General features: G+C 69.1%; 24 protein-coding genes and 1 riboswitch. Of the genes, 17 read left to right on the top strand and 7 right to left on the bottom strand.

Going from position 1 to position 25,061, the window contains the following annotated elements:
- Window positions 1-53: 53 nt before the first annotated feature.
- From glyA to gcvT, 3 genes are all read right to left on the bottom strand, one after another.
- Window positions 54-1,316, bottom strand: a complete 1,263-nt coding sequence (gene glyA, locus AB0D57_RS32660; protein ID WP_362081281.1) for a serine hydroxymethyltransferase — start codon at window positions 1,314-1,316, stop codon at window positions 54-56.
- 13 nt (window positions 1,317-1,329) lie between these two features.
- The gene (gene gcvH, locus AB0D57_RS32655) at window positions 1,330-1,707 is read right to left on the bottom strand and encodes a glycine cleavage system protein GcvH (RefSeq protein WP_362081278.1); all 378 of its coding nucleotides are present in this window, start codon (window positions 1,705-1,707) and stop codon (window positions 1,330-1,332) included.
- Window positions 1,708-1,787: 80 nt separating this feature from the next.
- On the bottom strand, window positions 1,788-2,906 hold the full coding sequence (gcvT, locus tag AB0D57_RS32650) for a glycine cleavage system aminomethyltransferase GcvT (protein ID WP_362081275.1): 1,119 nt from the start codon (window positions 2,904-2,906) through the stop codon (window positions 1,788-1,790).
- 146 nt (window positions 2,907-3,052) lie between these two features.
- Window positions 3,053-3,158, bottom strand: a riboswitch (glycine riboswitch).
- A 169-nt stretch (window positions 3,159-3,327) separates the two neighbouring features.
- Between gcvT and AB0D57_RS32645 the strand changes: the two genes are divergently transcribed.
- The 11 genes from AB0D57_RS32645 to AB0D57_RS32595 all read left to right on the top strand — a co-directional run bounded on the left by AB0D57_RS32645 (window position 3,328) and on the right by AB0D57_RS32595 (window position 16,236).
- Complete coding sequence (locus AB0D57_RS32645) at window positions 3,328-4,002, top strand: AAA family ATPase (RefSeq protein ID WP_362081356.1); 675 nt, start codon at window positions 3,328-3,330, stop codon at window positions 4,000-4,002.
- A gap of 195 nt (window positions 4,003-4,197) precedes the next feature.
- Window positions 4,198-4,980: an enhanced serine sensitivity protein SseB gene (locus AB0D57_RS32640; RefSeq protein ID WP_362081272.1), complete on the top strand. Its 783-nt coding sequence runs from the start codon at window positions 4,198-4,200 to the stop codon at window positions 4,978-4,980.
- A 147-nt stretch (window positions 4,981-5,127) separates the two neighbouring features.
- Window positions 5,128-5,934, top strand: a complete 807-nt coding sequence (locus AB0D57_RS32635) for an enhanced serine sensitivity protein SseB C-terminal domain-containing protein (RefSeq protein WP_362081269.1) — start codon at window positions 5,128-5,130, stop codon at window positions 5,932-5,934.
- A gap of 313 nt (window positions 5,935-6,247) precedes the next feature.
- Window positions 6,248-7,252, top strand: coding sequence for an ABC transporter permease (locus AB0D57_RS32630; RefSeq protein WP_362081266.1), 1,005 nt, complete (start codon window positions 6,248-6,250; stop codon window positions 7,250-7,252).
- A gap of 68 nt (window positions 7,253-7,320) precedes the next feature.
- Window positions 7,321-9,126 carry an ABC transporter substrate-binding protein gene (locus AB0D57_RS32625; protein ID WP_362081263.1) on the top strand — a complete coding sequence of 602 codons (1,806 nt, stop codon included), beginning with the start codon at window positions 7,321-7,323 and terminating at the stop codon, window positions 9,124-9,126.
- A gap of 110 nt (window positions 9,127-9,236) precedes the next feature.
- Window positions 9,237-10,235 (top strand): ABC transporter permease, encoded by a 999-nt coding sequence (locus tag AB0D57_RS32620; protein ID WP_362081260.1) that lies wholly within the window; start codon window positions 9,237-9,239, stop codon window positions 10,233-10,235.
- Window positions 10,232-11,329, top strand: a complete 1,098-nt coding sequence (locus AB0D57_RS32615) for an ABC transporter ATP-binding protein (RefSeq protein ID WP_362081257.1) — start codon at window positions 10,232-10,234, stop codon at window positions 11,327-11,329. Before AB0D57_RS32620 ends, AB0D57_RS32615 begins: the two co-directional genes overlap by 4 nt.
- Before the next feature lie 14 nt (window positions 11,330-11,343).
- Window positions 11,344-13,059, top strand: a complete 1,716-nt coding sequence (locus AB0D57_RS32610; RefSeq protein ID WP_362081353.1) for a dipeptide ABC transporter ATP-binding protein — start codon at window positions 11,344-11,346, stop codon at window positions 13,057-13,059.
- A 106-nt stretch (window positions 13,060-13,165) separates the two neighbouring features.
- Window positions 13,166-14,557, top strand: a complete 1,392-nt coding sequence (locus tag AB0D57_RS32605; protein ID WP_362081254.1) for a M1 family metallopeptidase — start codon at window positions 13,166-13,168, stop codon at window positions 14,555-14,557.
- A 57-nt stretch (window positions 14,558-14,614) separates the two neighbouring features.
- Window positions 14,615-15,280 (top strand): trimeric intracellular cation channel family protein, encoded by a 666-nt coding sequence (locus AB0D57_RS32600; RefSeq protein ID WP_362081251.1) that lies wholly within the window; start codon window positions 14,615-14,617, stop codon window positions 15,278-15,280.
- 71 nt (window positions 15,281-15,351) lie between these two features.
- A complete protein-coding gene (locus AB0D57_RS32595) occupies window positions 15,352-16,236 on the top strand; it encodes a thioesterase family protein (RefSeq protein WP_362081248.1) in 885 nt (294 codons plus the stop codon).
- A gap of 666 nt (window positions 16,237-16,902) precedes the next feature.
- Here AB0D57_RS32595 and AB0D57_RS32590 read toward each other — a convergent pair.
- The gene (locus tag AB0D57_RS32590) at window positions 16,903-17,529 is read right to left on the bottom strand and encodes a TetR family transcriptional regulator (protein ID WP_362081245.1); all 627 of its coding nucleotides are present in this window, start codon (window positions 17,527-17,529) and stop codon (window positions 16,903-16,905) included.
- 145 nt (window positions 17,530-17,674) lie between these two features.
- Between AB0D57_RS32590 and AB0D57_RS32585 the strand changes: the two genes are divergently transcribed.
- The 3 genes from AB0D57_RS32585 to AB0D57_RS32575 are packed head-to-tail and all read left to right on the top strand — an operon-like array spanning window position 17,675 to window position 19,355.
- Window positions 17,675-17,842 carry a hypothetical protein gene (locus AB0D57_RS32585; protein WP_362081242.1) on the top strand — a complete coding sequence of 56 codons (168 nt, stop codon included), beginning with the start codon at window positions 17,675-17,677 and terminating at the stop codon, window positions 17,840-17,842.
- A 22-nt stretch (window positions 17,843-17,864) separates the two neighbouring features.
- Complete coding sequence (locus AB0D57_RS32580; RefSeq protein ID WP_362081239.1) at window positions 17,865-18,131, top strand: DUF4190 domain-containing protein; 267 nt, start codon at window positions 17,865-17,867, stop codon at window positions 18,129-18,131.
- 54 nt (window positions 18,132-18,185) lie between these two features.
- On the top strand, window positions 18,186-19,355 hold the full coding sequence (locus AB0D57_RS32575; protein WP_362081236.1) for a cysteine desulfurase family protein: 1,170 nt from the start codon (window positions 18,186-18,188) through the stop codon (window positions 19,353-19,355).
- Window positions 19,356-19,380: 25 nt separating this feature from the next.
- On the opposite strand, the gene AB0D57_RS32570 is transcribed toward AB0D57_RS32575, so the two are convergent.
- Together AB0D57_RS32570 and AB0D57_RS32565 are read right to left on the bottom strand one after the other, a co-directional pair.
- Window positions 19,381-20,913, bottom strand: a complete 1,533-nt coding sequence (locus AB0D57_RS32570; protein ID WP_362081233.1) for a multicopper oxidase domain-containing protein — start codon at window positions 20,911-20,913, stop codon at window positions 19,381-19,383.
- A 242-nt stretch (window positions 20,914-21,155) separates the two neighbouring features.
- Window positions 21,156-21,860, bottom strand: a complete 705-nt coding sequence (locus AB0D57_RS32565; RefSeq protein ID WP_362081230.1) for an N-acetylmuramoyl-L-alanine amidase — start codon at window positions 21,858-21,860, stop codon at window positions 21,156-21,158.
- Between the two features lie 134 nt (window positions 21,861-21,994).
- Between AB0D57_RS32565 and mnmA the strand changes: the two genes are divergently transcribed.
- Window positions 21,995-23,122: a tRNA 2-thiouridine(34) synthase MnmA gene (gene mnmA, locus AB0D57_RS32560; RefSeq protein WP_362081227.1), complete on the top strand. Its 1,128-nt coding sequence runs from the start codon at window positions 21,995-21,997 to the stop codon at window positions 23,120-23,122.
- A gap of 71 nt (window positions 23,123-23,193) precedes the next feature.
- Here mnmA and AB0D57_RS32555 read toward each other — a convergent pair whose 3' ends face one another.
- Window positions 23,194-23,517, bottom strand: coding sequence for a DUF427 domain-containing protein (locus tag AB0D57_RS32555; RefSeq protein WP_362081224.1), 324 nt, complete (start codon window positions 23,515-23,517; stop codon window positions 23,194-23,196).
- 50 nt (window positions 23,518-23,567) lie between these two features.
- Between AB0D57_RS32555 and AB0D57_RS32550 the strand changes: the two genes are divergently transcribed.
- Both AB0D57_RS32550 and AB0D57_RS32545 read left to right on the top strand, forming a co-directional pair.
- Complete coding sequence (locus tag AB0D57_RS32550) at window positions 23,568-24,107, top strand: TIGR00730 family Rossman fold protein (protein WP_362081221.1); 540 nt, start codon at window positions 23,568-23,570, stop codon at window positions 24,105-24,107.
- Window positions 24,108-24,114: 7 nt separating this feature from the next.
- On the top strand, window positions 24,115-24,813 hold the full coding sequence (locus tag AB0D57_RS32545; RefSeq protein WP_362081217.1) for an SDR family oxidoreductase: 699 nt from the start codon (window positions 24,115-24,117) through the stop codon (window positions 24,811-24,813).
- Window positions 24,814-25,061 lie beyond the last annotated feature (248 nt).

Raw genomic sequence — 25,061 nt, 5'->3', positions numbered from 1 at the left:
CGCTCACCCTTCAGTGTGCGCGGCGCCCCGAAGAATCGTACGTTCCGTACGAACTACTTCAAGCCGGGGTACAGCGGGTGCTTGTCGGCCAGAGCGGACACCCGGGCCTTCAGCGAGTCCGCGTCGTGCGACGGCTTCAGCGCCTCGGCGATGATGTCCGCCACCTCGGTGAAGTCCTCGGCCTGGAAGCCGCGGGTGGCCAGGGCCGGCGTGCCGATGCGCAGGCCGGAGGTGACCATCGGCGGGCGCGGGTCGTTCGGGATGGCGTTGCGGTTGACCGTGATGCCGATCTCGTGGAGACGGTCCTCGGCCTGCTGTCCGTCCAGCTCGGAGTTGCGCAGGTCGACCAGGACCAGGTGCACGTCCGTGCCGCCGGACAGGACCGAGACACCGTGCTCGGTGACGTCGGACCGCACCAGGCGCTCGGCCAGGATCCGCGCGCCGTCCAGCGTGCGCCGCTGGCGCTCCTTGAAGTCGTCCGAGGCGGCGACCTTGAAGGAGACGGCCTTGGCGGCGATCACGTGCTCCAGCGGACCGCCCTGCTGGCCCGGGAAGACCGCGGAGTTGATCTTCTTGGCCAGCTCGGCCGTCGACAGGATCACGCCACCGCGCGGGCCGCCCAGCGTCTTGTGGGTGGTCGTGGTGACGACATGGGCGTGCGGAACGGGGTTCGGGTGCAGGCCCGCGGCCACGAGGCCCGCGAAGTGCGCCATGTCGACCATCAGGTACGCGCCGACCTCGTCCGCGATCCGGCGGAACGCGGCGAAGTCCAGCTGGCGCGGGTACGCCGACCAGCCCGCCACGATCAGCTTCGGCTTGGACTCCTTGGCCAGCTTCTCGACCTCGGCCATGTCGACCTGACCGGTGGCGTCGTCGACGTGGTACGGGACCACGTTGTAGAGCTTGCCGGAGAAGTTGATCTTCATGCCGTGGGTCAGGTGCCCACCGTGCGCGAGGTTCAGACCCATGATCGTGTCGCCCGGCTTGAGCAGTGCGAACATCGCGGCCGCGTTGGCCTGCGCGCCCGAGTGGGGCTGCACGTTCGCGTGCTCGGCACCGAAGAGCGCCTTGACGCGGTCGATGGCGATCTGCTCGACCACGTCGACGTGCTCGCAACCGCCGTAGTAGCGGCGGCCCGGGTAGCCCTCGGCGTACTTGTTGGTCAGGACCGAACCCTGGGCCTCCATCACCGCGACCGGAGCGAAGTTCTCCGAGGCGATCATCTCCAGGGTGGACTGCTGGCGGTGCAGCTCGGCGTCGACGGCGGCGGCGACGTCCGGGTCCAGCTCGTGCAGGGGCGTGTTGAGAAGCGACATGTCCTACGACTCCTTAGCCGGCGGTGAAAGCGATGTACTCGTCCGCGGAGAGCAGGTCGTCCGGCTCGTCCGTGATGCGTACCTTGAACAGCCAGCCCCCCTCGAAGGGGGCGGAGTTCACCAGCGCCGGGTCGTCCACGACGTCCTGGTTGATCTCGGTGACCTCGCCGGTGACCGGGGCGTACAGGTCGCTGACCGACTTGGTCGACTCCAGCTCACCGCAGGACTCGCCCGCGGTCACCGTGGCACCGACCTCCGGAAGCTGGGCGTAGACGACATCGCCGAGCGCGTTGGCCGCGAACTCGGTGATGCCGACCGTCGAGACGCCGTCCTCGGCGACCGACAGCCACTCGTGCTCCTTGCTGTAGCGCAGCTGCTGGGGGTTGCTCATGGCCTGAATTCTCCTGTACGCGGGGGAGTGGTGATGACAAGGGGGGAGGGGAGTTGAGCAGGGCCGATACGGCCCAGGGATCACTTCTGGCGCTTGTAGAACGGCAGCGCCACGACCTCGTACGGCTCGTGGCTGCCCCGGATGTCCACACCGACCCCGGCCGTCCCCGGCGCGGCGTGCGCGGCATCGACGTACGCCATCGCGATCGGCTTGCCCAGGGTGGGGGACGGGGCGCCGGAGGTGACCTCGCCGATGACCTTGCCGTCGGCCACGACGGTGTACCCGGCGCGCGGGACGCGACGGCCTTCGGCAACGAGCCCGACGAGCACCCGTGGGGGGTTCGCCCGGGCCTTGGCGGCGGCCTCGGACAGGGCCTCGCGCCCCACGAAGTCGCCCTCCTTCTCGAACTTCACGACCCGCCCGAGCCCCGCGTCGAAGGGGGTGAGCGAGGTGCTCAGCTCATGCCCGTACAGCGGCATGCCCGCCTCCAGGCGCAGTGTGTCGCGGCAGGACAGACCACAGGGGACGAGCCCGGCCGGGGCGCCCGCGTCGGTCAGTGCCTGCCACAGCTTCTCGGCGTCGGACGGGGCCACGAACAGCTCGAAGCCGTCCTCGCCGGTGTAGCCGGTGCGCGCGATGAGCGCCGCCACGCCCGCGACGATGCCCGGCAGACCCGCGTAGTACTTCAGGCCGTCCAGGTCGGCGTCGGTCAGGGACTTCAGGATGCCGGAGGACTCGGGGCCCTGCACGGCGATCAGCGCGTACGCGTCACAGTCGTCGCGGACCTGGGCGTCGAAACCGGCCGCGCGCTCGGTGAGCGCGTCCAGCACCACCTGGGCGTTGGAGGCGTTCGCGACAACCATGTACGCGGTCTCGGCCAGCCGGTACACGATCAGGTCGTCCAGGATGCCGCCGTCCTCCCGGCAGATCATGGTGTAGCGGGCGCGGCCGACGCCGACGGAGGCGATGTTGCCGACGAGCGCGTAGTTCAGGAGGACGGCCGCCTGTGGGCCGGTGACGGTGATCTCGCCCATGTGGGAGAGGTCGAAGAGACCGGCCTTCGTGCGGACGGCGAGGTGCTCGTCGCGCTCCGAGCCGTACCGCAGGGGCATGTCCCAGCCCGCGAAGTCGGTCATCGTCGCACCGAGCGAACGATGCAGGGCATCTAGCGCGGTGTGACGGGATGCGTTACTGCTCATCGGTGGGGCTCCCAAGGCATGACGGCGAGGTCGTTCCTCCCCATCTGTCATCGGAACCTGAGAGGTTCATCACGACCCCGCTCGGCGGTGATCCTGACTTGCACCTTGGGTGGAGCCACTGACAGCGGCTCGCTTTTCAGATGTGCCTCGCCCGCGCGGTAACGGGGCCTGAGAGATTCAAGGGAGGGACTTGCTCCTTCGGCGCCCCAGCGGTCCTCAAGGACTCACCAGGAACTCTCCCGCGCGGATTCAAGCGGCCGGTATGCAGTTGGCGCGCACATCATCGCACGTGCGGCCGGGTACCGGCAGCCCGGATCTGTAACCGGCCTGTGGCAGTCCGAGAACGGAAACGGGAGACACGGCGTATTACCTTCTCTTTACACTCAGCGGGGAAAGGACTTCCTGACCCCAGGGGAGGACGATCACGGTGAACAGGACCACGGCGTACGCGACGACCTCGGCCGTCGCACTGCCCGATCAGCCCCGTGCCAAGGCCCGGGAGGCGTGCGGCCCGCTCCCGACGGCCGTCGTCCGCGATCTCAGGGACCGGGCCGGACGCAGCCCACATGGTCTGCACTTCGGCGCGTCCGACCTGGTGGTCGTCACCGGGCTGCCGGGCAGCGGCAAGTCGACGCTGATGCGCCGCGCCGTCGCGGGCCCGCGCATCGACTCGCAGGACACCCGCGACCGCTGGGACGAGCGGATGGCAGGCCGGCTCCCGTACGCGGTCTATCGCCCCCTCGTCCGCCTCGCGCACTACGCGGGCCTGCGCCGCGTGCTGCGCTCCGGTGCCGGCGTCGTCGTGCACGACTGCGGCACACAGGCCTGGGTGCGCCGCTGGCTCGCCCGCGAGGCCCGTCGCCGGGGCGGCGCCCTGCACCTGTTGCTGCTCGACGTCGCACCGGGCACCGCCCTGGAGGGCCAGCGCGAGCGCGGCCGCGGCGTCTCGCGGTACGCGTTCGCGCGTCACCGGGGCGCGGCGGCCCGGCTGCTGCGCTCCGTCGAGCGGGGTGACCTGCCGGAGGGCTGCGGCTCGGCGGTGCTGCTGGACCGGGACGCGGCGAACGTGCTGCGCCGGATCGACTTCGGCAGCTGATCCCTGGTGCGGCCGATCCCTCGTACGGCCGATGGTGTGACAGTTCGCGCGCCCGGACGCGTGACGGCCCGTACGACTGCCCACGTGACGGCTCGTACGGCTGGACGGGTGATGCTCGTACGGCGTTGTCGTACGAGCCCATTAACCTTTCCAGCCGGAGCAGTGGTTCACAGCAGGCGGTAGACAGGTAGACAGATGGACTTCCCAGACTTCCCGGCACCGGCGCGCCCGCACCCCCATCCGCACGGCGGATGGCCGGGCAACGAGCTGGAGGAGGTGCTCTCCGCGTCCCTCGGGGTGCCCTCGGCAGGCGGCCGCATCGTCGAGGTCCTCGGCCGCAGCTTCGTCTGGGTGCCCCTGCCCAGCGGCGGCGGACCTCACTCCGGTCCCCTCGATCTGCCCACGCTGGAGATCGAGGGCCAGGCGTACGTGCCGGTCTTCAGCTCGGAGGAGCAGTTCCGCCAGGTCGTCGGCAGCCACCTGTCGTTCACGATCGCGCCCGCCGTCGAGTTCGCCCGCGGTCTGCCCCCGCAGGTGGGTATCGCGATCAATCCGGGCGGTGTGGTCGGCATCCCGCTGCCGCCACCGGCGGTCGCCGAGGTGTGCCGGTCCGGGCGCACCCCGCTGGACGGACCCGCGAGCGGCGGCCGGGTGCGGCTCTCCGAACCCGACTGGCAGGACGACCCGGTCGACTTCCTGGCCGCGGCCTCGGCCGAGTTCGCGGAGAGCGGCGTGGTGCTGACCGCGCGCCGCTGCCTGGCCAGCATCGAGGGCGACGACCCCGTGATGTTCATCGGGGTCGAACTGTCCCAGTGGGAGGGCGACGCCACCACGCTCCCGCTGGCGGCCCTCGGACGTGCGCTCGGCCGGGTGCCGGTGGACCGCCCGGTGAACATGGTGTTTCTCGACGTCGCCCAGGACCCGGTGGGGGAATGGTTGCGGGCACATGTGCGCCCGTTCTACCAGCAGGGATACTGACGTCGTGAAGACCTCCCGTGCCGCGCGTCAAGTAACTGTCAGGATCCCCGCTTAACCTGGTTACATGGCTCGGTCGGATGAGGCTGTTTCGCCTCCGGGGCAATGAGTTGAGTTCATCGTGATGTCTTCGCGAAGGGGCGGTTGAGAGTGAGTGCGTCGGGCACGGCCGCGGCCGGGCAGGTCGAGCAGATGCTGCGCCAGGTGACGCCCGGGCGTTACGACGCCTACGAGGCGCTCCTTCGCGCGCTCGCGACCCCGTCGTCCGGCCAGGTCTGGATGCTGCTCTGGCACGGCCAGGCCGGCTCCCCGGACGCGCAGTACGGGAACATGGAGGTCGACGGCTTCGGTTACGCGCCGTGCGTCACCTCCGCCCAGGAGCTCTCGGCCAGCGGCTGGAACCGGTCGTACGAAGTCGTCGACGGCCTCGACGTGGCCCGCACCCTCTACCCCGACCACTTCGGACTCTGGCTCAATCCGCACGCCCCCGGCGGCGGGGTCGGCATCCCCTGGCTGGATCTGCGCCGGATCGCCGCGGGCCTGGAGCGCCAGCCCGCGGGCCCGCTGCGGCTCTCCGAACCAGGCGTCGAGATCCCGCAGTTCTACGCCCTGCTCACGCAGAACGCGCACCGCACCACCGCCGTGCGCTCGCTGCGCCGTGCCTGGGTGCAGCCCGCACTCGGGGCGCCATATCTGGCCATCGGCCTCGACGTGTACGACACTTCGCCGCCCGCCGTCGACTCCGTGCGGGCGATGATGCAGCAGTCCATCGGCGCGGTGCCGGACGGGCTGCCCGTGTCGACCGTGGCGATGTCCGACGAGTACGACCCGGTGGCGATGTGGCTGCGGGCCAACGCCCGGCCGTTCTACGACCGCGAGGCCCACGCTGCCCCCGCCACGGCGCCGGTCCAGGCCCCCGCGGCGGGTTACGGTTACCCGCCCCCCGGTCGCTACTGACCCTCGGTCTCCGGTCTCGCCTGCTGGGCAAGACAGGGTTTCTTCGCGCGTAGATAGGGGCAGTTGGGCCCGTTTCTGTCGGATATGTCCCAATAAGACACTGTCCGACGGCCGTTACCCACCGTCCGGATAACGGAACCCACCTACCTGCATCACGTTTACGCATCCTTTCCCCGTCAGGTCTGGCTACTGATCGCCAAAGCGTTGAAGACTCCCGCTCCAGGGGGTTTATCCCCTGCGTACGACGGACGATCACGCCGCTACCGCGGCAAGCGCGGGCCGGCTACCGCCGGTTGAGAGGGGTCCCTGCCAGATGACGGCACCATTGCACGAGCCGACCGCGGAAGCGGCCCCCGGCGCGGCCGAAGAAGCGGCGGCTGCCGCCGGCGCGAAGGCCGTTCAGGGCCGTTCCCTGGGCCGGATCGCCTGGGAGCGCCTCAAGCGGGACAAGCTCGCCCTGACGGGCGGCATCGTCGTCCTCGTCCTTGTCGTGGTCGCCCTGCTCGCCCCGGTCATCACGGGCATCCTCGGGCAGGACCCGAACGAGTATCACGAGAACCTCATCGACCCGCTGTTCGGCACCCCCACGGGTTCCCTGGGCGGCATCAGCGGCGACCACCTGCTGGGCGTCGAGCCGGTCAACGGCCGCGACATCTTCGCCCGCATCCTCTACGGAGCCCGGATCTCGCTGCTGGTGGGCTTCCTGTCCGCCATCGTCGCGGTGATCCTCGGGGTCGTCCTGGGCATCCTCGCCGGCTTCTTCGGCGGCTGGGTCGACTCCCTCATCAGCCGGGTGATGGACGGTCTGCTCGCCTTCCCGCAGCTGCTGTTCATCATCGCGCTGGTCTCCGTCATGCCGAACAACATGCTGGGCCTGACCGGGTCGAGTGTGCGTGTGTTCGTGATGATCCTGGTCATCGGCTTCTTCGGCTGGCCCTACATCGGACGCGTGGTGCGCGGTCAGACACTCTCGATGCGTGAGCGCGAGTACGTCGAGGCCGCCCGATCGCTGGGCGCCGGGCGGATGTACATCCTGTTCAAGGAGCTACTGCCCAACCTCGTTGCCCCGATCATCGTCTACACGACGATGATGATCCCCACCAACATCCTCACCGAGGCGGCACTCAGCTTCCTGGGCGTGGGCGTCAAGCCGCCCACCGCCTCCTGGGGGCAGATGCTCTCGAGCGCGATCGACTACTACGAGTCGGACCCCATGTACATGGTGGTCCCGGGTGTGGCGATCTTCATCACCGTGCTGGCCTTCAACCTCTTCGGCGACGGCGTCCGGGACGCGCTGGACCCGAAGGCTTCCCGTTGAACCGCCGCACCACAACCGTCCCGTGGCACTCACACGGGGTCTCTCATCAATCCGGAGGATCCGAGATCGTGACTACCCAACGCACCTCAGGGCAGCGGAAGCGGGCACTTGCCGCTGCCGCCGTGGTGGCCGCGCTGCTGACCACAGCGGCGTGCGGCGGCGGCGACGGAGACGACGGCGACAAGGGCGGCTCGAAGACCGGCGCCGCCGGCTTCGACGCCGCGAACAACAAGGTCGCCCAGGCTTCGCTCGCCAAGAAGGGCGGGACGCTGAAGTTCGGTGCCGCGCAGGACGCCGACTCGTGGGACACCACGCGTGGCTACTACGGCATGATGTGGAACTTCTCCCGCTACTACAGCCGTCAGCTCGTCACGAACAAGGCCGAGCCGGGCCCGGCGGGCGCCGAGGTCACTCCGGACCTCGCCACCTCGACCGCCAAGGTCACGGACGACGGCAAGACCTACACGTACACCCTGCGTGACGGCAGCACGTGGGAGGACGGCAAGGCGATCACGTCCAAGGACGTGAAGTACGGCATCGAGCGCGTGTGGGCGCAGGACGTGCTGTCCGGCGGTCCGACGTACCTGAAGGACGTACTGGACCCCAAGGGCGAGTACAAGGGCCCGTACAAGGACAAGTCCGCGGACAAGCTGGGTCTGAAGGCGATCGACACGCCGGACGACAAGACCATCGTCTTCCACCTCCCGCAGGCCAACTCGGACTTCGAGGAGATGCTGGCCCTGACCTCGGCCTCGCCGGTGCGCCAGGACAAGGACACCAAGTCCAAGTACGCCCTGAAGCCGTTCTCCTCCGGCCCGTACAAGTTCGAGTCCTACAGCCCGGGCAAGGACCTCAAGCTGGTCCGCAACACCTCCTGGAAGCAGGCCTCGGACCCGATCCGCAAGGCCTACCCGGACGCGATCACCATCCAGTTCTTCTCGGACGCCAACCAGCTGGACCAGCGCCTGATCAGCGGTGACCTGGACCTCGACCTGAACCAGACCGGCATGTCGCCGCAGGGTCGGACCACCGCCCTGAAGGAGCACAAGGGCAACCTGGACAACCCGGTCTCCGGTTACGTCCGTTACGCGGTCTTCCCGCAGAGTGTGAAGCCGTTCGACAACATCGAGTGCCGCAAGGCCGTGATCTACGGCGCCGACCACGTGTCGCTGCAGACCGCGCGCGGCGGCCCGATCGCCGGTGGCGACATCGGCGCGAACATGCTGCCCCCGTCGGTCCCGGGCGCCGAGGGTCAGAAGTACGACCCGTACGAGCTGGCCGGCGCCAACAAGAACGGCAACGAGGCCAAGGCCAAGGAGGCCCTGAAGGCCTGCGGTAAGCCGAACGGCTTCAAGACCACCATCGCGGTCCGCAACAACAAGCCGGTCGAGGTGGCCACCGCCCAGTCGCTCCAGGCGTCGCTGAAGAAGATCGGCATCACCGCCGAGATCGACCAGTTCGACGGCTCGCAGAGCTCCGGCGTCATCGGCAGCCCCTCGAACGTGAAGAAGAAGGGCTACGGCATCATCATCATGGGCTGGGGTCCGGACTTCCCGACCATCCAGGGCTTCGGTCTGCCGCTGTGGAGCAGCAAGTACATCGCGGAGAGCGGTAACAACAACTACGCGCTCATCAAGGACAAGACGATCGACGGTCTGTTCGACTCGTACGTCACCACCCTGGACGACGCCGGCAAGACCAAGATCTCCACGGAGATCAACCACAAGGTGATGGAGGGTGCGTACTACCTGCCCTTCGTCTACGAGCGGTTCATCAACTGGCGCTCGGACAACCTGGCGAACGTCTACACGACCGACGGCTACAGCGGTCAGTACGACTTCGTCAACCTCGGCCTGAAGAACCCGAAGAAGTAAACCCGGCACACCCGCCGAACGGCACGAAAGGCAGGTGAAGGCCGGCGCAGCGTGATCGCGGGCCATCGGAAGACCTCCGATGGCCCGCGGTCCGCGGCGGGCCGAGAGCTGTGCTCGCTTACCTCATCAGGCGGTTGTTCGCCGCCGCAGTGATGCTTGTGGTCATCGTCATGGTGGTCTTCGGCATCTTCTTCCTCATCCCCAAGTGGGCTGGCGTCGACATCGCCTTGAGCTTCGTGGGCAAGCAGGCCGACCCTGCCGCCGTCGAGGGTGTACGCGAGAAGCTGGGCCTGGGCGACCCGATCTACGCCCAGGTCTGGGAGTTCTTCAAGGGCATCTTCGCCGGTCGCACCTACACGGGCGGCGGGGACAGCGTCCACTGCGCCGCACCGTGCTTCGGTTACTCCTTCCGCAGCGAGCAGGCCGTCTGGCCGGTGCTGACCGACCGCTTCCCGGTCACCCTGGCTCTCGCGCTCGGTGCCGCCGTGCTGTGGCTGATCCTCGGCGTCTCGGCGGGCGTGCTGTCCGCGCTCAAGCGAGGCAGCCTGTGGGACCGCGGCGCGATGGTGGTCGCGCTCTCGGGCGTCTCCCTCCCGATCTACTTCACCGGCATGGTCGCCCTGTCGGTCTTCGTCTACGGACTGAACTGGTTCGACGGGCAGTACGTTCCCTTCGCGGACAGTCCAAGCGGCTGGTTCGGCGGGCTGATCCTGCCGTGGATCACCCTCGCGTTCCTGTACGCGGCCGTGTACGCGCGCATCACCCGCGCCACCATGCTGGAGATCCTTGGCGAGGACTACATCCGCACCGCCCGCGCCAAGGGCCTCAAGGAGCAGACCGTCATCGGCAAGCACGCCATGCGCTCCACGATGACGCCTCTCCTGACCATGCTCGGCATGGACCTGGGCGCCCTCATCGGAGGTGCGATCCTGACCGAGACGGCGTTCAACCTGCCCGGTCTCGGCCAGGCCGTGCTCAACGCCATCAAGAACCAGGACCTGCCCATCATCCTGGGCGTCACCCTGATCACTTCTCTCGCGGTGCTCGTCGCCAACCTCGTGGTGGACATCCTGTACGCCGTGATCGACCCCCGAGTGAGGCTCTCGTGACCGACCTCAGCAAGAGCGGAGCGGCCGTGGGCGAGCCCACCTCCGCCTCGCCCGCCCCGTCCGCCTTCTTGGAAGTGCGCGACCTCAAGGTGCACTTCCCGACCGACGACGGCCTGGTCAAGTCCGTCGACGGGCTGAGCTTCCAGCTGGAGAAGGGCAAGACCCTCGGCATCGTGGGCGAGTCCGGCTCCGGCAAGTCGGTGACCTCGCTCGGCATCATGGGCCTGCACACCGCCGGCCAGTACGGCAAGCGCAAGGCGCAGATCTCCGGTGAGATCTGGCTGGACGGCACCGAGCTGCTCTCCGCCGACCCGGACCACGTGCGCAAGCTGCGCGGCCGTGAGATGGCGATGATCTTCCAGGATCCGCTGTCGGCGCTGCACCCGTACTACACGATCGGCCAGCAGATCGTGGAGGCGTACCGGATCCACCACGACGTCAACAAGAAGACCGCCAAACGTCGTGCGGTCGAGATGCTCGACCGGGTCGGCATCCCGCAGCCGGACAAGCGGGTGGACAGCTACGCGCACGAGTTCTCCGGTGGTATGCGCCAGCGCGCCATGATCGCGATGTCGCTGGTCAACAACCCCGAGCTGCTGATCGCGGACGAGCCGACGACCGCTCTCGACGTGACCGTCCAGGCGCAGATCCTCGACCTGATCCGGGACTTGCAGAAAGAGTTCGGCTCCGCGGTCATCGTCATCACCCACGACCTGGGCGTCGTCGCCGAACTGGCCGACGACATCCTGGTGATGTACGGCGGTCGCTGCGTCGAGCGGGGCCCGGCCGAGAAGGTGTTCTACGAGCCCCGCCACCCTTACACCTGGGGTCTGCTCGGCTCGATGCCGCGCCTGGACCGTGCGCAGACCGAGCGCCTGATCCCGGTCAAGGGTTCCCCGCCGTCCCTGATCAACATCCCGTCCGGCTGCGCCTTCAACCCGCGCTGCCCGTACGCGGACCTCCCGAAGGACAACGTCACCCGCACCGTCCGTCCCGAGCTCGCCGAGGTCGGCAGTCGGCATTGGGCTGCCTGCCACCTGGGCAAGGAGCAGCGGGAGCGTATCTGGATCGAAGAGATTGCGCCGAAGCTGTGAGTGACGAGAAAGCGGTGACGATTCCCGCGCAGAGTGAAGGACCGGGTCGTGCCGACGCCGAGGTCCTGCTGAAGGTCACTGGGCTGAAGAAGCACTTCCCGATCAAGAAGGGCCTGCTTCAGCGTCAGGTCGGCGCGGTGCACGCGGTCGACGGCCTCGACTTCGAGGTCCGGTCCGGTGAGACGCTCGGCGTCGTGGGCGAGTCCGGCTGCGGCAAGTCCACGATGGGCCGACTGATCACCCGGCTGCTGGAACCGACCGGCGGAAAGATCGAGTTCGAGGGCAAGGACATTACGCACCTCGGCGTCGGCGGGATGCGCCCGCTGCGCCGGGACGTGCAGATGATCTTCCAGGACCCGTACTCGTCGCTGAACCCGCGCCACACCATCGGCACGATCATCGGCGCTCCCTTCAAGCTCCAGGGTGTCGAGCCCGAGGGCGGCATCAAGAAGGAAGTGCAGCGGCTGCTGTCGGTCGTCGGCCTCAACCCCGAGCACTACAACCGCTACCCGCACGAGTTCTCCGGCGGTCAGCGCCAGCGCATCGGCATCGCCCGTGCGCTCGCGCTCAACCCGAAGCTGGTCGTCGCGGACGAGCCGGTCTCCGCGCTGGACGTGTCGATCCAGGCGCAGGTGGTGAACCTGCTGGACGACCTCCAGCAGGAGCTGGGCCTGACGTACGTGATCATCGCGCACGACCTGTCGGTGGTCCGGCACGTGTCGGACCGGGTCGCGGTGATGTACCTCGGCAAGATCGTCGAGCTGGCCGACCGCGACTCGCTGTACACGGCGCCGATGCACCCGTACACCAAGGCGCTGATGTCCGCGGTGCCGATCCCGGACCCGGCACGGCGGGGTGTCAAGAGCGAGCGCATCCTGCTCAAGGGCGACGTGCCCTCGCCGATCGCGCCGCCCAGCGGCTGCCGCTTCCACACGCGGTGCTGGAAGGCCACGGAGATCTGCAAGACGACCGAGCCGCCGCTCCTGGAGCTGAAGCCGGGTCAGCAGGTCGCCTGCCACCACCCCGAGAACGCGGCGGACCAGGCACCGCAGGACGTGGTTCTCCTGTCGGCGGCCAAGGAGGCCATCGAGCTGGTGCCGGCGGCGGTACTGGCGGAGGGGTCGGCGTCGGAGCCGACGGACGTGGCCGCGGCTGAGGCCGAGGCCGCGGAGGGTGCTGCGACCGAGGAGACTCTCGAGGCTGAGAAGGCTGCGGAGACTTCTGAGTCCGCGGAGGCCACCGAGACCGCCGAGGCTGCAGAGACCGCGGAGGCTGACGAGGCTGCTGAGGCTGACGAGGCCGAGGAGCCCGCCACGGCGGACGAGACTGCCCCGGCCGACGCCGACGCCGACGCCGACGCCGACGCCGACGCCGACGCCGACGCCGACGCCGACGCCGAGGCCGACGCTTCCGGCGAAGCGGATGAAGCCGCCGAAGCGGACGAGTCGGCCAAGGCTGACGCTTCCGCCGAAGCCGAAGCCGAAGCCGAAGCGCCCGCTGGAGCCGAAGCCGTAGCCGTAGCCGAAGCCGAAGCCGAAGCCGAAGCGCCCGCTGAAGCCGAAGCCGAAGCCGAAGCCGAAGCCGAAGCCGAAGCCGAAGCCGACGCGCCCGCCGAAGGCGCAGTGTCCGCCGAGGCGGACGAGTCCGCCCCCGCCGAGGCGTCCGCCCCCGTCGCGCCCGCCGCCAAGGCGCCCGCGGAAGCCGATCGTCAGGAGTCAACTGACAAGTAGGCAATGACGATTGGGCAAAGTCATGAACATGCCCGAACGGGAGAGTGCAGAGTCTCGCGTGTCCATCTGATCAGGACCGATCGGAACACGTTCGAAAGGGACGCTCATGGCACTCTCCCGTTCGGCACGTTTAGGGGCCCTCGCGACCGCGGCGGCCTCCTTCCTCGTCATCGCCGCCTCCTCCGCCCCGACCCCGGGCGCCGACGGCATCGGCGACTCCTACTTCCCCCAGCTCGGCAACGGTGGCTTCGACGCCCGCCACTACGACCTGGACGTGGCGTACAACCCGGACACCGACCGCCTCGACGGCCGTACGACGATCACGGCCCGCGCCACCCAGTCCCTCTCCTCCTTCGATCTCGACCTCCAGCAGCTGGAGGTCACCCGGGTCGAGGTGAACGGCAGACGCGCCGGCTTCACGCGCGAGGGCGACGAGATCCGCGTCACCCCGCACGGCGCGCTGCCGAAGGGGCGGACCTTCACGGTGACCGTCACGTACGGTGGCGTCCCCGAACCCCTCGGCGGCCCCATCGTCTTCGGCTCGAACTACGGCTGGATGAAGACCACCGACGGCGTCTTCGTCGCCTGCGAGCCGAACGCCGCCTCCACCTGGTTCCCGTCCAGCGACCACCCCGACGACAAGGCGACGTACGACATCCGGATCAAGGCACCGAAGGGCCTGACCGGCGTCTCCAACGGCCGCCTCGTCTCGACCTACGACAAGGGCGGCCAGACCGTCACGCACTGGCGTGAGAGCAAGCCCATGGCGACCTATCTCGCGACCGCGACCATCGGAAAGTTCGACGTGCGGACGGGGAAGACCCCGGCCGGGACACCCATCTACGTCGCCATCGACCCCGTACTCGCGGACGGCAACACCGTCGACGTGTACGCCGTCACGGCCGAGGCCACCGACTACTGGTCGCAGGTCTTCGGGCCGTACCCCTTCGAGGAGACCGGCGCGATCGTCGACGACATGCCGGCGGCAGGGTTCTCGCTGGAGGTGCAGTCGAAGCCCGTGTACTCGGCCGTACGCTCCGAGACGACGATCGTGCACGAGCTGGCCCACCAGTGGTTCGGGGACTCCGTCACGGTGGAGCGCTGGAAGGACATCTGGCTCAACGAGGGCTTCGCGACCTACGCCCAGTGGCTGTGGTCCGAACACAAGGGCATCCGCTCGGCGCACGACTCCTTCCTGGCCGGCTACAACGCTCGGCCGGCGGACGCGCCCTTCTGGCAGACGGTCGTCGGCGACCCGCAGCGCGACACCATGTTCGCCTCGGCGGTCTACCAGCGCGGCGCGATGACGCTCCAGATGCTGCGCGAGCGCATCGGCGACACCGCGTTCTTCAAGCTGCTGCCCGCCTGGACGAAGCTGCACCGCTACGACAACGCCAACACCGCCGACTTCGTCCAGCTCGCCGAGAAGGTGTCCGGCCGACAGCTCGACGATCTCTTCGAGACCTGGCTGTTCACCACAGGGAAACCCGCCCTGTAGGCGTTTCCGGGCCTTCCTTTGTAAGGCGCACACCCGGTCACGGGTGAGAATGTCCAGGTGCTTCAGGAACTGTTCAGCCCCTCCGTCCAGCATCGGCTCGACCTCGTGGGGATCTTCGTCTTCGCGATCTCCGGCGCTCTGCTGGCCGTCCGCAAGAACTTCGACGTCTTCGGCATCGCCGTCCTCGCCGAGGTCACCGCTCTGGGCGGAGGGATCTTCCGGGACCTGATCATCGGGGCCGTACCGCCGGCCGCGTTCACCGACCTCGGCTACTTCAGCACCCCGCTGCTCGCCGCCCTCCTGGTCTTCTTCCTGCACCCCCAGGTGGAGCGCATCCAGGGCGCGGTGAACGTCTTCGACGCGGCCGGACTCGGCCTGTTCTGCGTCGCCGGCACGATAAAGGCGTACGAGTACGGGCTCGGCCTGACCTCGTCGGCCGCCCTCGGCCTGGCCACCGCGGTGGGTGGCGGTGTGCTGCGCGACGTGCTCGCCAACGAGGTGCCCTCGCTGCTGCGCTGGGACCGTGATCTGTACGCGGTTCCGGCGATGGTCGGTGCCATCATGGTCGCGCTGTGTATCCGCTACGACGCGTTGACGACCTTCACCAGCGGCCTAGCCGCCGTCACCGCCTTCGTGCTGAGACTGCTCGCGATGCGGTTCCACTGGCGAGCACCGCGGGCGTGGAACCGTCGTTCGACGGCGACGGAGGTCGAGACCCCGTAGGAGCGGAAGGCTTCACATGGCCGAAACAGCAAAAGCTACTGCTTAGTAATTTCCTGTTGTACCGTTCAGGTATGCCAGAAGCAGCTTCGATACAGGCCGCACGGACGGCCGCAGGGACCGCCGTACAGGCCACCATCGGCGACAGTGAGTTCGACCGCGACACCGCGGTCACCCGGCGCGAACCCGGCGTCTACGACATCGATCTGACGGCCGGATGGACCATCATCAGCGCCGTCAACGGCGGCTATCTGCTGGCCGTCCTCGGCCGCGCCCTCGGGGACGCTCTGCCGCACGCCGACCCGTTCACCATCTCCGCGCACTATCTGACCGCGTCCCAGCCGGGACCGGCGGTCGTCCGCACGGACGTGGTCCGCACCGGGCGGAGCTTGTCGACGGGGCAGGCCTCGCTCTTCCAGTACGACGACGAAGGCCGCGAGGTCGAACGGATCCGCGTGCTCGCCTCGTACGGCGATCTCGACACCCTGCCCGACGACGTCCGCACGTCGGCCACGCCGCCCGAGTTCCCGCCCATGGAGCACTGCTTCGGGCCCGAGGACGGACCGACCCCGGTCGACGGCAGCTCCGCCATCACCGACCGGCTGAAGCTCAAGCTCGACCCGTCGACCCTGGGCTGGGCCCTCGGGGCGCCGTCCGGGAAGGGCGAGATGCGCTCCTGGTTCGGGCTCGCCGACGGTCGCGACCACGACCCTCTCTCGCTGCTCCTCGCGGTCGACGCGCTGCCGCCGACCGCCTTCGAGCTCGGGCTGTCCGGCTGGGTGCCGACGGTCGAGCTGACGGTGCACGTGCGGTGCCGTCCGGCGCCGGGTCCGCTGCGGGTGTCGATCAAGACGCGCAACCTCGCCGGGGGCTTCCTGGAGGAGGACGCCGAAGTCTGGGACAGCGCGGACCGGCTCGTCGCGCAGTCCCGACAGCTCGCCCGGGTGCGGCTCGGCTGAGCGATCCTCGGCCTGGCCAGGCCGCCGACCACCCGTGAACGCCGGCTCCTTCGGGGCCGGCGTTCACCATCTCGGGGTTGTACGGGGCCGGTTGAGTCGTGGTCCGGGCGAGTGATCCACAGCGAACCACAGTTCTGGCACAGCCCAGCCTTACGTGGATCTGGTCCTCTGTCCTTCCGCTCATCCCGCACTCATTCGGCAGTCATAAACCGGTCCCCGTGACCCGGTCCCCGTGAACTGGGAGTTACCCCGATGAACCGTCGTGTCCGACTCGTCCCCGCCGTCGCCCTGCTGGCGCTCTCGCCCCTGCTGGCGGCCTGTGGCTCGGGCGACTCGTCGTCGTCCTCGAACAGCGGCAACGCCGACCAGAGCTGTCAGCAGCCGTCCGGCATGCCGAGCGGAGGTCCGTCGGGCATGCCGAGCGGTGGGCCCTCCGGGATGCCCACGGGCTCGCCCACCGGGACGCCGTCCGGCATGCCCACGGGGAAGGCTCCGTCGGGCGCTGCCTCGGGTATGCCGTCAGGTGGTCCGGGCGGTGGTCCGGGCGGTGGCCAGGGCGGCTGCGGGGGCGGCCCCGGCGGTGGACAGCCGGGGCAGGGGCAGCAGACCGCTCAGGGCTGATCCGGACCGCATTCCCCAAGGGTGGCGTACTCGGTAACGGGTGCGTCACCTCAGCCAGTTGCGGCGGCCGATGCTGATCAGCCGCATCTGCCGGCTCGCCACGTGGGCCACCCGGTCCCGCTCGTCTTCGGACGCTTCCAGCGCCTCCAGATAGAGCGAGGCCGTCATCAGCATCTGGTCGACGTACAGGCCCGCGAGCATCAGCAGATCGCCGTCGCTCCACCCCTCCGACTCGGGCTGCTTGGCCAGCTCGACCTTCACTTCCGCGGTGAACCGGGCCAGTTGCTCACTGATCGCCGCCCGCACCGGCTGCACGCCGCCGTGCCGCTCGCGCGCGATGAAGCGGACGTGCGCGGGGTGCGTCTCGACGTGATGGGCGATCAGCTGGACCGCGCGCTCGATGCGCTCGGCGCTGTCGCCGGCCGCGGACACCGTCTCGCCGATCATCGGGTGCAGGCTGCCCAGCGCCTCCTCGACCAGGGCCACACCGAGATCCGCCGTCGAGCGGAAGTGCCGGTAGAAGGCGGTCGGGGCGACTCCGACGGCGCGGGTGACCTCGCGCAGGCCCAGGCTGCTCAGGCTCTGCTCCTCCAGCAGTTCCAGCGCCGCGTCCAGGAGTGCCTGCCGGGTCTTCTGCTTCTGGGCCTGCCGGACGCCGAGAGTGTGACTCATGCCATGCAGTTAACAACTGTTCTCCGTGATTGGAAAGTCGAGGGGAGCGCTAGACTCGGAAGTCAGTGAACAAGTGTTACTACAACCGTTCACTGAATCGTCAAGTCCCCGAAACATACGGGGACTCACCGTCGAGAGGCATCTCATGCTGTTCCTCGTCGCCGCCCTTCTGCTGCTGGGTGTCGTCATGGGCACCGTGGCTCACGCCCCGTTGCCCGTCACCCTCGTCGCCGCCACCGTCATCGGCATTTGGCTCGCCGTCTTCGCCGTGCGTGAGCGCAACGCCCGCCGGCGCGGCACCTCCACCAACTGACCGTCGGGAGCTGACCCCCCTCATGGAACTCACCGCCACCCCCGCCCGTCGGACCGCCGCCCGGGACGCCGACGGCATGGCCGTCGCCTCCTTCATCCTCGGCCTCCTCGGCCTGCTGGTCCTGAACCTCTTCCTGGGCCCGATCGCCATCGTCCTCGCCTCCGTCGCCCTCCGGCGCGGCACGACCCGCCGCGGCCGCGCCTTCCTCGGTCTGGGGCTGGGCATCGCCGACCTGCTGGTACTGCTGGCGTTCATGCATTTCGACAGCACGGTGTCCTGGAACTTCTAGGCTGAGGGCCGAGGCCGAGACCGTGTGGTGAGGGCCCGTAGAATCGGGGCCACCATGGCTTACCTCGACCACGCCGCGACCACGCCGATGCTCCCCGAGGCGGTAGAGGCACTGACCGCCCAGCTGAGCATCACGGGCAACGCCTCCTCCCTCCACGCCGCCGGCCGCAGAGCCCGGCGCACGGTCGAGGAAGCCCGCGAAACCCTCGCGGACGCCCTCGCCGCCCGCCCCAGCGAGGTCGTCTTCACCGCCGGCGGCACCGAGGCCGACAACCTCGCCGTGAAGGGCCTGTACTGGTCCCGCCGCGACGCCGACCCGGCCCGCACCCGCGTCCTCGCCAGCCCCGTGGAGCACCACGCCGTGCTCGATGCCGTCCACTGGCTCGGCGAACACGAGGGCGCCACGATCGAGTACCTCCCGGTGGACGTGTACGGCCGCGTCCACCCGGACGCCCTGCGCGAGGCCATCGCCCGCAACCCCGACGACGTCGCCCTCGCCACGGTCATGTGGGCCAACAACGAGGTCGGCACGGTGCTGCCGGTCCGTGAACTGGCCGACGTCGCCGCCGAGTTCGGCATCCCGCTGCACGCCGACGCCGTCCAGGCCTTCGGCCAGGTCCCGGTCGACTTCGGTTCCTCCGGTCTCGCGGCGATGACCGTCTCGGGCCACAAGATCGGCGGGCCGTACGGCATCGGCGCGCTGCTCCTCGGCCGCGAGTACAGCCCCGTACCGGTCCTGCACGGGGGAGGCCAGGAGCGCCATGTCCGCTCCGGCACCCTCGATGTGCCCGCCATCGCGTCGTTCGCCGTCGCGGGGCGGCTCGCCGCCGAGCAGTGCGAGTGGTTCGCCCGGGAGATCGGCGCCCTGCGCGACGACCTGGTGGACGCCGTGCGCACGGCCGTGCCCGACGCGATCCTCGGCGGCGACCCCGACCGCGCGGGCCGCCTGCCCGCCAACGCGCATTTCATGTTCCCGGGCTGCGAGGGCGACTCCCTGCTGCTCCTGCTGGACGCGCAGGGCATCGAGTGCTCCACCGGCTCCGCGTGCACGGCCGGCGTCGCCCAGCCCAGCCACGTCCTGCTGGCCACCGGCACCGACCCCGACCTGGCCCGCGGCACCCTCCGCTTCTCTCTCGGCCACACCTCCACGGAGGCGGACGTCGAGGCGGTGGCGAAGGCGATCGGACCGGCGGTGGAGCGGGCGCGGACGGCGGGGCTGAGCTGACGCCGCCGCGCCCACCCTTTGCGTACTAGCTCTCCGTCACCATGAGGGAGGCCATCATGCCCTCGTCCTCGTGCTGGAGCAGATGGCAGTGGAGCATGTACATGTAAGTGTCGTCCGCGAAGTCGGTGAACTTCATCGCGATCTCGATGGAGCCGCCGCCGACGACCTCGTACGTGTCGAACCAGCCCAGGTCGACGCCCGTCGGAGCGTCTCCGTTGATGGAGATCAGCTGGAACGGCACATCATGCAGATGGAACGAGTGTTCCAGTTGAGTGCTGTTCGTGACGGTCCACACCTCCTCCGAGCCCAGAGTGGTGCTGATCATCGCCATCGCCGACATGCTCGTACCGACGGAGCCGTTGATCGTCATGGAGGCGCCGCTCTGGCCCAGCGTGATCGCCCGGGCGGTGAAGTCGGTCGTGTCGTACCGGGTGATGGTGTTGAGACTGCTCGGCAGGTCGTCCGGGGTGTCCGAGGCGTCCGGGGTGACGGTGAGGAAGGGGTAGGTGCCGCTGCCGCCGCGGACCCAGCCCGTCGTCACGACGGCCTCCAGGGTGACCGCGTCCGAGAGCTCCATGACGAACTCGGCGCGGGCGCCCGCCACCAGCCGGATCGACGCCACTTCGGTGGCCTCGGTCAGATACCCCTGGTCGGTGGCGATCTGGGTGAGGGTGGCGCCGTCGCTGCGCTGGACGGTGATGATGTCGGACGGTGAGGCGTTGAGCAGCCGGAAGCGGGTGCGGGTCTTGGTGGCGGTGAAGGCGAGCGTGGTGGCGTCGACGTTCGTGCCGTTGCACAGCAGCGGGTAGCTCAGTCCGCCGCCGAGATAGCCGGTCAGGTCGTACTTGATGTCTCCGGCGGTGTCGGTGGCCAGGCACTGCAGGATGATCGGGATGTCGTCGGTGCCATAGGTGCTGGGCAGCGCGGCGGAGGCGTCGGAGTCGTCCTCGACGATGATCATGCCCGCCAGGCCGTGGGTGGCCTGCTTCGCGGTGGTGCCCAGGGCGTGCGGGTGATACCAGAGCGTCTTGGCCTCGTCGAGGACCGTGAAGGTCGGGGACCAGGTCTCCCCGGCGGCGAAGGCGTTCTGCGGGCCGCCGTCCATCTTCGGTGGGACGTGCGCCCCGTGGAAGTGGACGGTGGTGTCCTCGTCCAGGCTGTTGGTGATGTTCAGCAGGACGGTGTCGCCGGAGGTCCACTTCATGGTGGGGCCGAGGAACGACTGGTTGTAGCCCGCGGTCGTGCTGGTCACCCCGCTGAGCACCTCGCTGGTACCGGTCTGCGCCGCCAGGGTGAAGGTCGTGGTGCCGTCCGACGTCGTGCCCTCCAGCAGGTCGGGGATGGTCAGCGTGGTGCCCGCCGCCTGCGCCTTGTTCTGCCCCGCGTTGGTCAGTAACGCGATGGCCGTGCCGCCCGCCGTCACCGCCGCGATGCCGGCCCCGGCCATGCCGCCGAGGAACTTGCGCCGGTGCATGCCTTTGCCGCCGCTCTTGGCTTTGGCCTTGCCGTTGCCCTTGTCGCTGCCCGCGCCGGAAGCAGGCTGTGTGGTGTGAGTCATGGCGGTGGACTCTCGACCTAAGGGCTGTGTAAAGGCTGGGGCCGACTTAGGAGAACGCCGCCTGCGCTGTGAAATCCGGTGAACGATAGTCAGGATCAACTCCCTTGAAAACAGGGAGAGTTGAGGTGCCGCTGGTCACATCGGCCGCACGGGACGCAACGGACATGCGCGTCACGGGCATGGCTCACAGCATCACGATTGGGTCACTCGAGTCGGCCAGGGGGTGATCCGAGCGACATCCCCTACGCCCCGGCCGCGTCCGCCCGCTCCGCCGCGGCACGTGCCTTTCGTACGAGCGGTATGTACCGGTCCCAGTCCCAGTACTGCCCGGGATCCGTGTGGTCCGTGCCCGGCACCTCCACGTGGCCGATGATGTGCTCGCGGTCGACAGGGATGTCGTACCGCGCGCAAATCCGGGCCGTCAGCCGCGCCGACGCTTCGTACATCGCGTCCGTGAACGACGAGGCCTCCTCGACGAAGCCTTCGTGCTCGATGCCGACGCTCCGCTCGTTGTACTCCCGGTTCCCCGCCTGGAACGCCACGTCCAGTTCGCGGATCATCTGGGCGATGTGCCCGTCCTTGCGGACGATGTAGTGCGTGGCCGCGCCGTGCCCCGGATCCTGGAAGACCTTGACGGCACTTCGGTACCCGCCCTGGGTGACATGGATGATCACCCGGTCTATCCGGTAGTCGTCGGGCCGGTCCGCGCGCCGCCAGTTCGCAGCCGACGCAGCCACCCACTGGGCGCCGCGGAAGTCGACCTCGCCCTCCTTGCGCGGCTTCTCGACACTCGGCAGCCGCCACCACAGGTGCCCGAGCTCGTCCCGCGCGAGTACCGCGGTACCCACGGCAGCCGCCGCCCCGCCGATGAGCAGAGCCCGCCGCCCGATCCGGCGGTCGCCGTCCGTGCGCTTGTGCCCCTTCGTCTCCTCCGCGGCCTCAGTCATCCATCGCTTCCGTCACTCATCGCATCCGTCCCCCCGTTGCTTCCATCCCCTATCGCTCCCCATCGCTCCCCGCTGCGATCTCCAACGGATACTGGCGGGCTTCGGTTCCCGCCGCCCCGTACCCTGGAGGGGCTATGACTGAGATCTCGCAGCGCCCCCGCCCCCTTCGCGTCCTCGCCGCCATGTCCGGCGGCGTGGACTCCGCCGTTGCCGCCGCCCGCGCCGCGGAAGCCGGGCACGACGTGACCGGTGTACACCTCGCCCTGTCGGCGAACCCGCAATCGTTCCGGACCGGCGCGCGCGGCTGTTGCACCATCGAGGACTCGCGCGACGCCCGCCGCGCCGCGGACGTCATCGGCATCCCGTTCTACGTGTGGGACCTCGCCGAGCGCTTCCGCGAGGACGTGGTCGAGGACTTCATCGCCGAGTACGAGGCGGGGCGCACCCCGAATCCCTGTCTGCGCTGCAACGAGAAGATCAAGTTCGCGGCGCTCCTGGACAAGGCCCTGGCCCTCGGCTTCGACGCGGTCTGCACGGGCCACTACGCGAAGGTGATCGTGAACGAGGACGGTACGCGCGAGCTGCACCGCGCCTCCGACATGGCCAAGGACCAGTCGTACGTCCTCGGTGTCCTCGACGACCGCCAGCTCGCGCACGCGCTGTTCCCGCTCGGCGACACGCTCACCACGAAGGACGAGATCCGCGCCGAGGCCGAGCGCCGCGGCCTCGCCGTCGCCAAGAAGCCGGACTCGCACGACATCTGCTTCATCGCCGACGGCGACACCCAGGGCTTCCTGACCAACCGCCTGGGCAAGGCGGAGGGCGACATCGTCGACGAGTCCGGGTCGGTCATCGGCACCCACGAGGGCGCGTACGGCTACACCATCGGCCAGCGCAAGGGCCTGCGCATCGGCACCCCGGCCGCCGACGGCAAGCCGCGCTACGTCCTGGACATCTCCCCGGTCAACAACACGGTGACGGTGGGCCCCGCGGCGTCCCTGGACGTGAACGGGCTGACGGCCATCAAGCCCCGCTGGTGCGGCGCCGCCCCCACCGGTGCCGGCACCTACACCGCCCAACTCCGCGCCCACGGCGGCGAGACCGAGGTGGCGGCCGAGCTGGTCGACGGCTCCCTCGAGGTCACCTTCAGGGAGCCGGTGCGCGGGGTCGCCCCCGGCCAGGCGATCGTCCTGTACGACGGCACGCGCGTGGTGGGGTCGGCGACGATCGCGACGACCACGCGCGCGACGGCGTCCGTCTGATTGGTCCTCCCTGTCCTACTGGTCGGTCCTATCGGTCCTATCGGTCCTTCTGGTTGGTCCTACTGGTTCGTTTACGACACCTCCACCTCGTAGAAGCAGAGGTGGTCCTTGATCCGGGCCACGTCCGGCTTGGGCTCGGGGTACGCCCAGACCAGGTCGGGAGCGTCGGGAAGTGACCAGTAGGACGCGTCGCCCTTGAACGGGCAGTGCGTGTGGGTGTCGGAAGGCGTCAGCAGGTCCAGGCGGACATCCTCCGGAGGCAGGTAGTAGCGCACCGGCAGGCCGGTCTCGCGCAGGAGCAGCGGGCGATCGCTCTCCGCCAGGACCTGGTCGCCGTGCACGACGCGCACGCGCTGGGTGCCTTGCTCGATGGTGATCGTGTGTCCTTCAGCCATATCTGGACAGCACGCGGGGGCCCCGGGTTCTTCCCCCGTACCGTAGTCGCATGAATATCTGCGTCTTCCTCTCCGCCGCCGACCTCGACGACCGCTACACGCGCCCCGCTCGGGAGTTCGCCGAACTCCTCGGCAAGGGCGGCCACACGCTGGTGTGGGGCGGTTCGGACGTCGGGCTGATGAAGGTGGTCGCCGACGGTGTGCAGGAGGCGGGCGGGCGACTGCTGGGCGTCTCCGTGGACTTCCTGGCGGCCAAGGCGCGGGCGGGCGCCGACGAGATGGTGATCGCCCGGGACCTCGCCGAGCGCAAGGCGCTGCTCCTGGAGAAGGCCGACGCCGTCGTGATCATGGTGGGTGGCACCGGAACGCTCGACGAGGCGACCGAGATCCTGGAGCTGAAGAAGCACGGGAAGACGGAGAAGCCGGTGGTGCTGCTCAACACGGCGGGTTTCTACGACGGCCTGAAGGCGCAGTTCCGCCGCATGGAGGCCGAGGGCTTCCTGCCGCGCCCGCTCACCGACCTGGTGTTCTTCGCCGAGGAGCCGGTGGGCGCGTTGGCCTACCTGGAGGAGTCGTTCGGGACCCGGTGATGCGAGCATGGCGTCCATGGCTACACATGTGATCACCGGGGCGGGCTCCGGCATCGGCGCCGCCGTCGCCCGCCGCCTGCACGCGCGCGGGGACGAACTCGTGCTGCACGCGCGCGACGCGGGCCGCGCGAAGGAGATCGCCGGAGAGTACCCGGGGGCGAAGACCCTCGTCGGCGACCTCGCGGACCCCGACAAGCTCTCCTGGGCGTTCTCGCACCAGACCCTGCCCGACCGGATCGACTCGCTCCTGCACGTCGCGGGCGTGGTCGACCTCGGCCCGGTCGGAGAGCTGACCCCCAAGGCCTGGCGCCACCAGCTCAACGTCAACCTGATCGCCCCCGCCGAGCTGACCCGCCACTTCCTGCCGCAACTCCGCGTCACCCAGGGGCACGTGGTGTTCGTGAACTCCGGCGCCGGCCTCAACGCGAGCGCCGACTGGTCCGCGTACGCCGCCTCCAAGCACGGCCTGAAGGCCCTCGCGGACTCCCTCCGCCAGGAGGAGCACCCGAACGGCGTGCGAGTGACCTCCGTCTACCCCGGCCGCACCGCCAGCCCCATGCAGGCCAAGGTCCACCAACAGGAGGGCAAGCCGTACGACGCCTCGAAGTGGATCGACCCGGAGTCGGTCGCGACGACGATCCTGATGGCCCTGGACCTGCCGCGCGACGCGGAGATCAACGACGTGACGGTACGACCGGGACGGTAACGATGTTTTTCAGGCGCCGGTCGGCTGTACGCAGCCCGTCCGGCGTTCGAGGACGAGGCCGCTCAGGCCGAAGCGGGGGTCTGGGGGCGGCAGCCCCCAGGAACGGCGCCCACCGGACGACCCCACCCCCGGAGGGCTGGAACTGCTCACCAAGGAGTGCGCACAAGGTCGAATTAGCTCGATCGTGTGATCGTCCGCTTGCGGGCTTGCGGTGCCCTGGGCTGATCGGGCTAACGTGATCGTGCGAC

This window comes from Streptomyces sp. NPDC048275 (genome assembly GCF_040652275.1).
Classification (GTDB): domain Bacteria; phylum Actinomycetota; class Actinomycetes; order Streptomycetales; family Streptomycetaceae; genus Streptomyces.
The sequence above is the reverse complement of the archived record's forward strand: the minus strand, read 5'-3'. Positions and strand labels throughout refer to the sequence as shown.

What these genes read in the sequence shown, in the direction of transcription:
- glyA (WP_362081281.1), bottom strand. Translation starts at nt 1,316, where the DNA reads ATGTCGCTTCTCAACACGCCCCTGCACGAGCTGGACCCGGACGTCGCC.
- gcvH (WP_362081278.1), bottom strand. Translation starts at nt 1,707, where the DNA reads ATGAGCAACCCCCAGCAGCTGCGCTACAGCAAGGAGCACGAGTGGCTG.
- gcvT (WP_362081275.1), bottom strand. Translation starts at nt 2,906, where the DNA reads ATGAGCAGTAACGCATCCCGTCACACCGCGCTAGATGCCCTGCATCGT.
- AB0D57_RS32640 (WP_362081272.1), top strand. Translation starts at nt 4,198, where the DNA reads ATGGACTTCCCAGACTTCCCGGCACCGGCGCGCCCGCACCCCCATCCG.
- AB0D57_RS32630 (WP_362081266.1), top strand. Translation starts at nt 6,248, where the DNA reads ATGACGGCACCATTGCACGAGCCGACCGCGGAAGCGGCCCCCGGCGCG.
- AB0D57_RS32605 (WP_362081254.1), top strand. Translation starts at nt 13,166, where the DNA reads ATGGCACTCTCCCGTTCGGCACGTTTAGGGGCCCTCGCGACCGCGGCG.
- AB0D57_RS32595 (WP_362081248.1), top strand. Translation starts at nt 15,352, where the DNA reads ATGCCAGAAGCAGCTTCGATACAGGCCGCACGGACGGCCGCAGGGACC.
- AB0D57_RS32590 (WP_362081245.1), bottom strand. Translation starts at nt 17,529, where the DNA reads ATGAGTCACACTCTCGGCGTCCGGCAGGCCCAGAAGCAGAAGACCCGG.
- AB0D57_RS32585 (WP_362081242.1), top strand. Translation starts at nt 17,675, where the DNA reads ATGCTGTTCCTCGTCGCCGCCCTTCTGCTGCTGGGTGTCGTCATGGGC.
- AB0D57_RS32580 (WP_362081239.1), top strand. Translation starts at nt 17,865, where the DNA reads ATGGAACTCACCGCCACCCCCGCCCGTCGGACCGCCGCCCGGGACGCC.
- AB0D57_RS32575 (WP_362081236.1), top strand. Translation starts at nt 18,186, where the DNA reads ATGGCTTACCTCGACCACGCCGCGACCACGCCGATGCTCCCCGAGGCG.
- AB0D57_RS32570 (WP_362081233.1), bottom strand. Translation starts at nt 20,913, where the DNA reads ATGACTCACACCACACAGCCTGCTTCCGGCGCGGGCAGCGACAAGGGC.
- AB0D57_RS32565 (WP_362081230.1), bottom strand. Translation starts at nt 21,860, where the DNA reads ATGACTGAGGCCGCGGAGGAGACGAAGGGGCACAAGCGCACGGACGGC.
- mnmA (WP_362081227.1), top strand. Translation starts at nt 21,995, where the DNA reads ATGACTGAGATCTCGCAGCGCCCCCGCCCCCTTCGCGTCCTCGCCGCC.
- AB0D57_RS32555 (WP_362081224.1), bottom strand. Translation starts at nt 23,517, where the DNA reads ATGGCTGAAGGACACACGATCACCATCGAGCAAGGCACCCAGCGCGTG.
- AB0D57_RS32550 (WP_362081221.1), top strand. Translation starts at nt 23,568, where the DNA reads ATGAATATCTGCGTCTTCCTCTCCGCCGCCGACCTCGACGACCGCTAC.
- AB0D57_RS32545 (WP_362081217.1), top strand. Translation starts at nt 24,115, where the DNA reads ATGGCGTCCATGGCTACACATGTGATCACCGGGGCGGGCTCCGGCATC.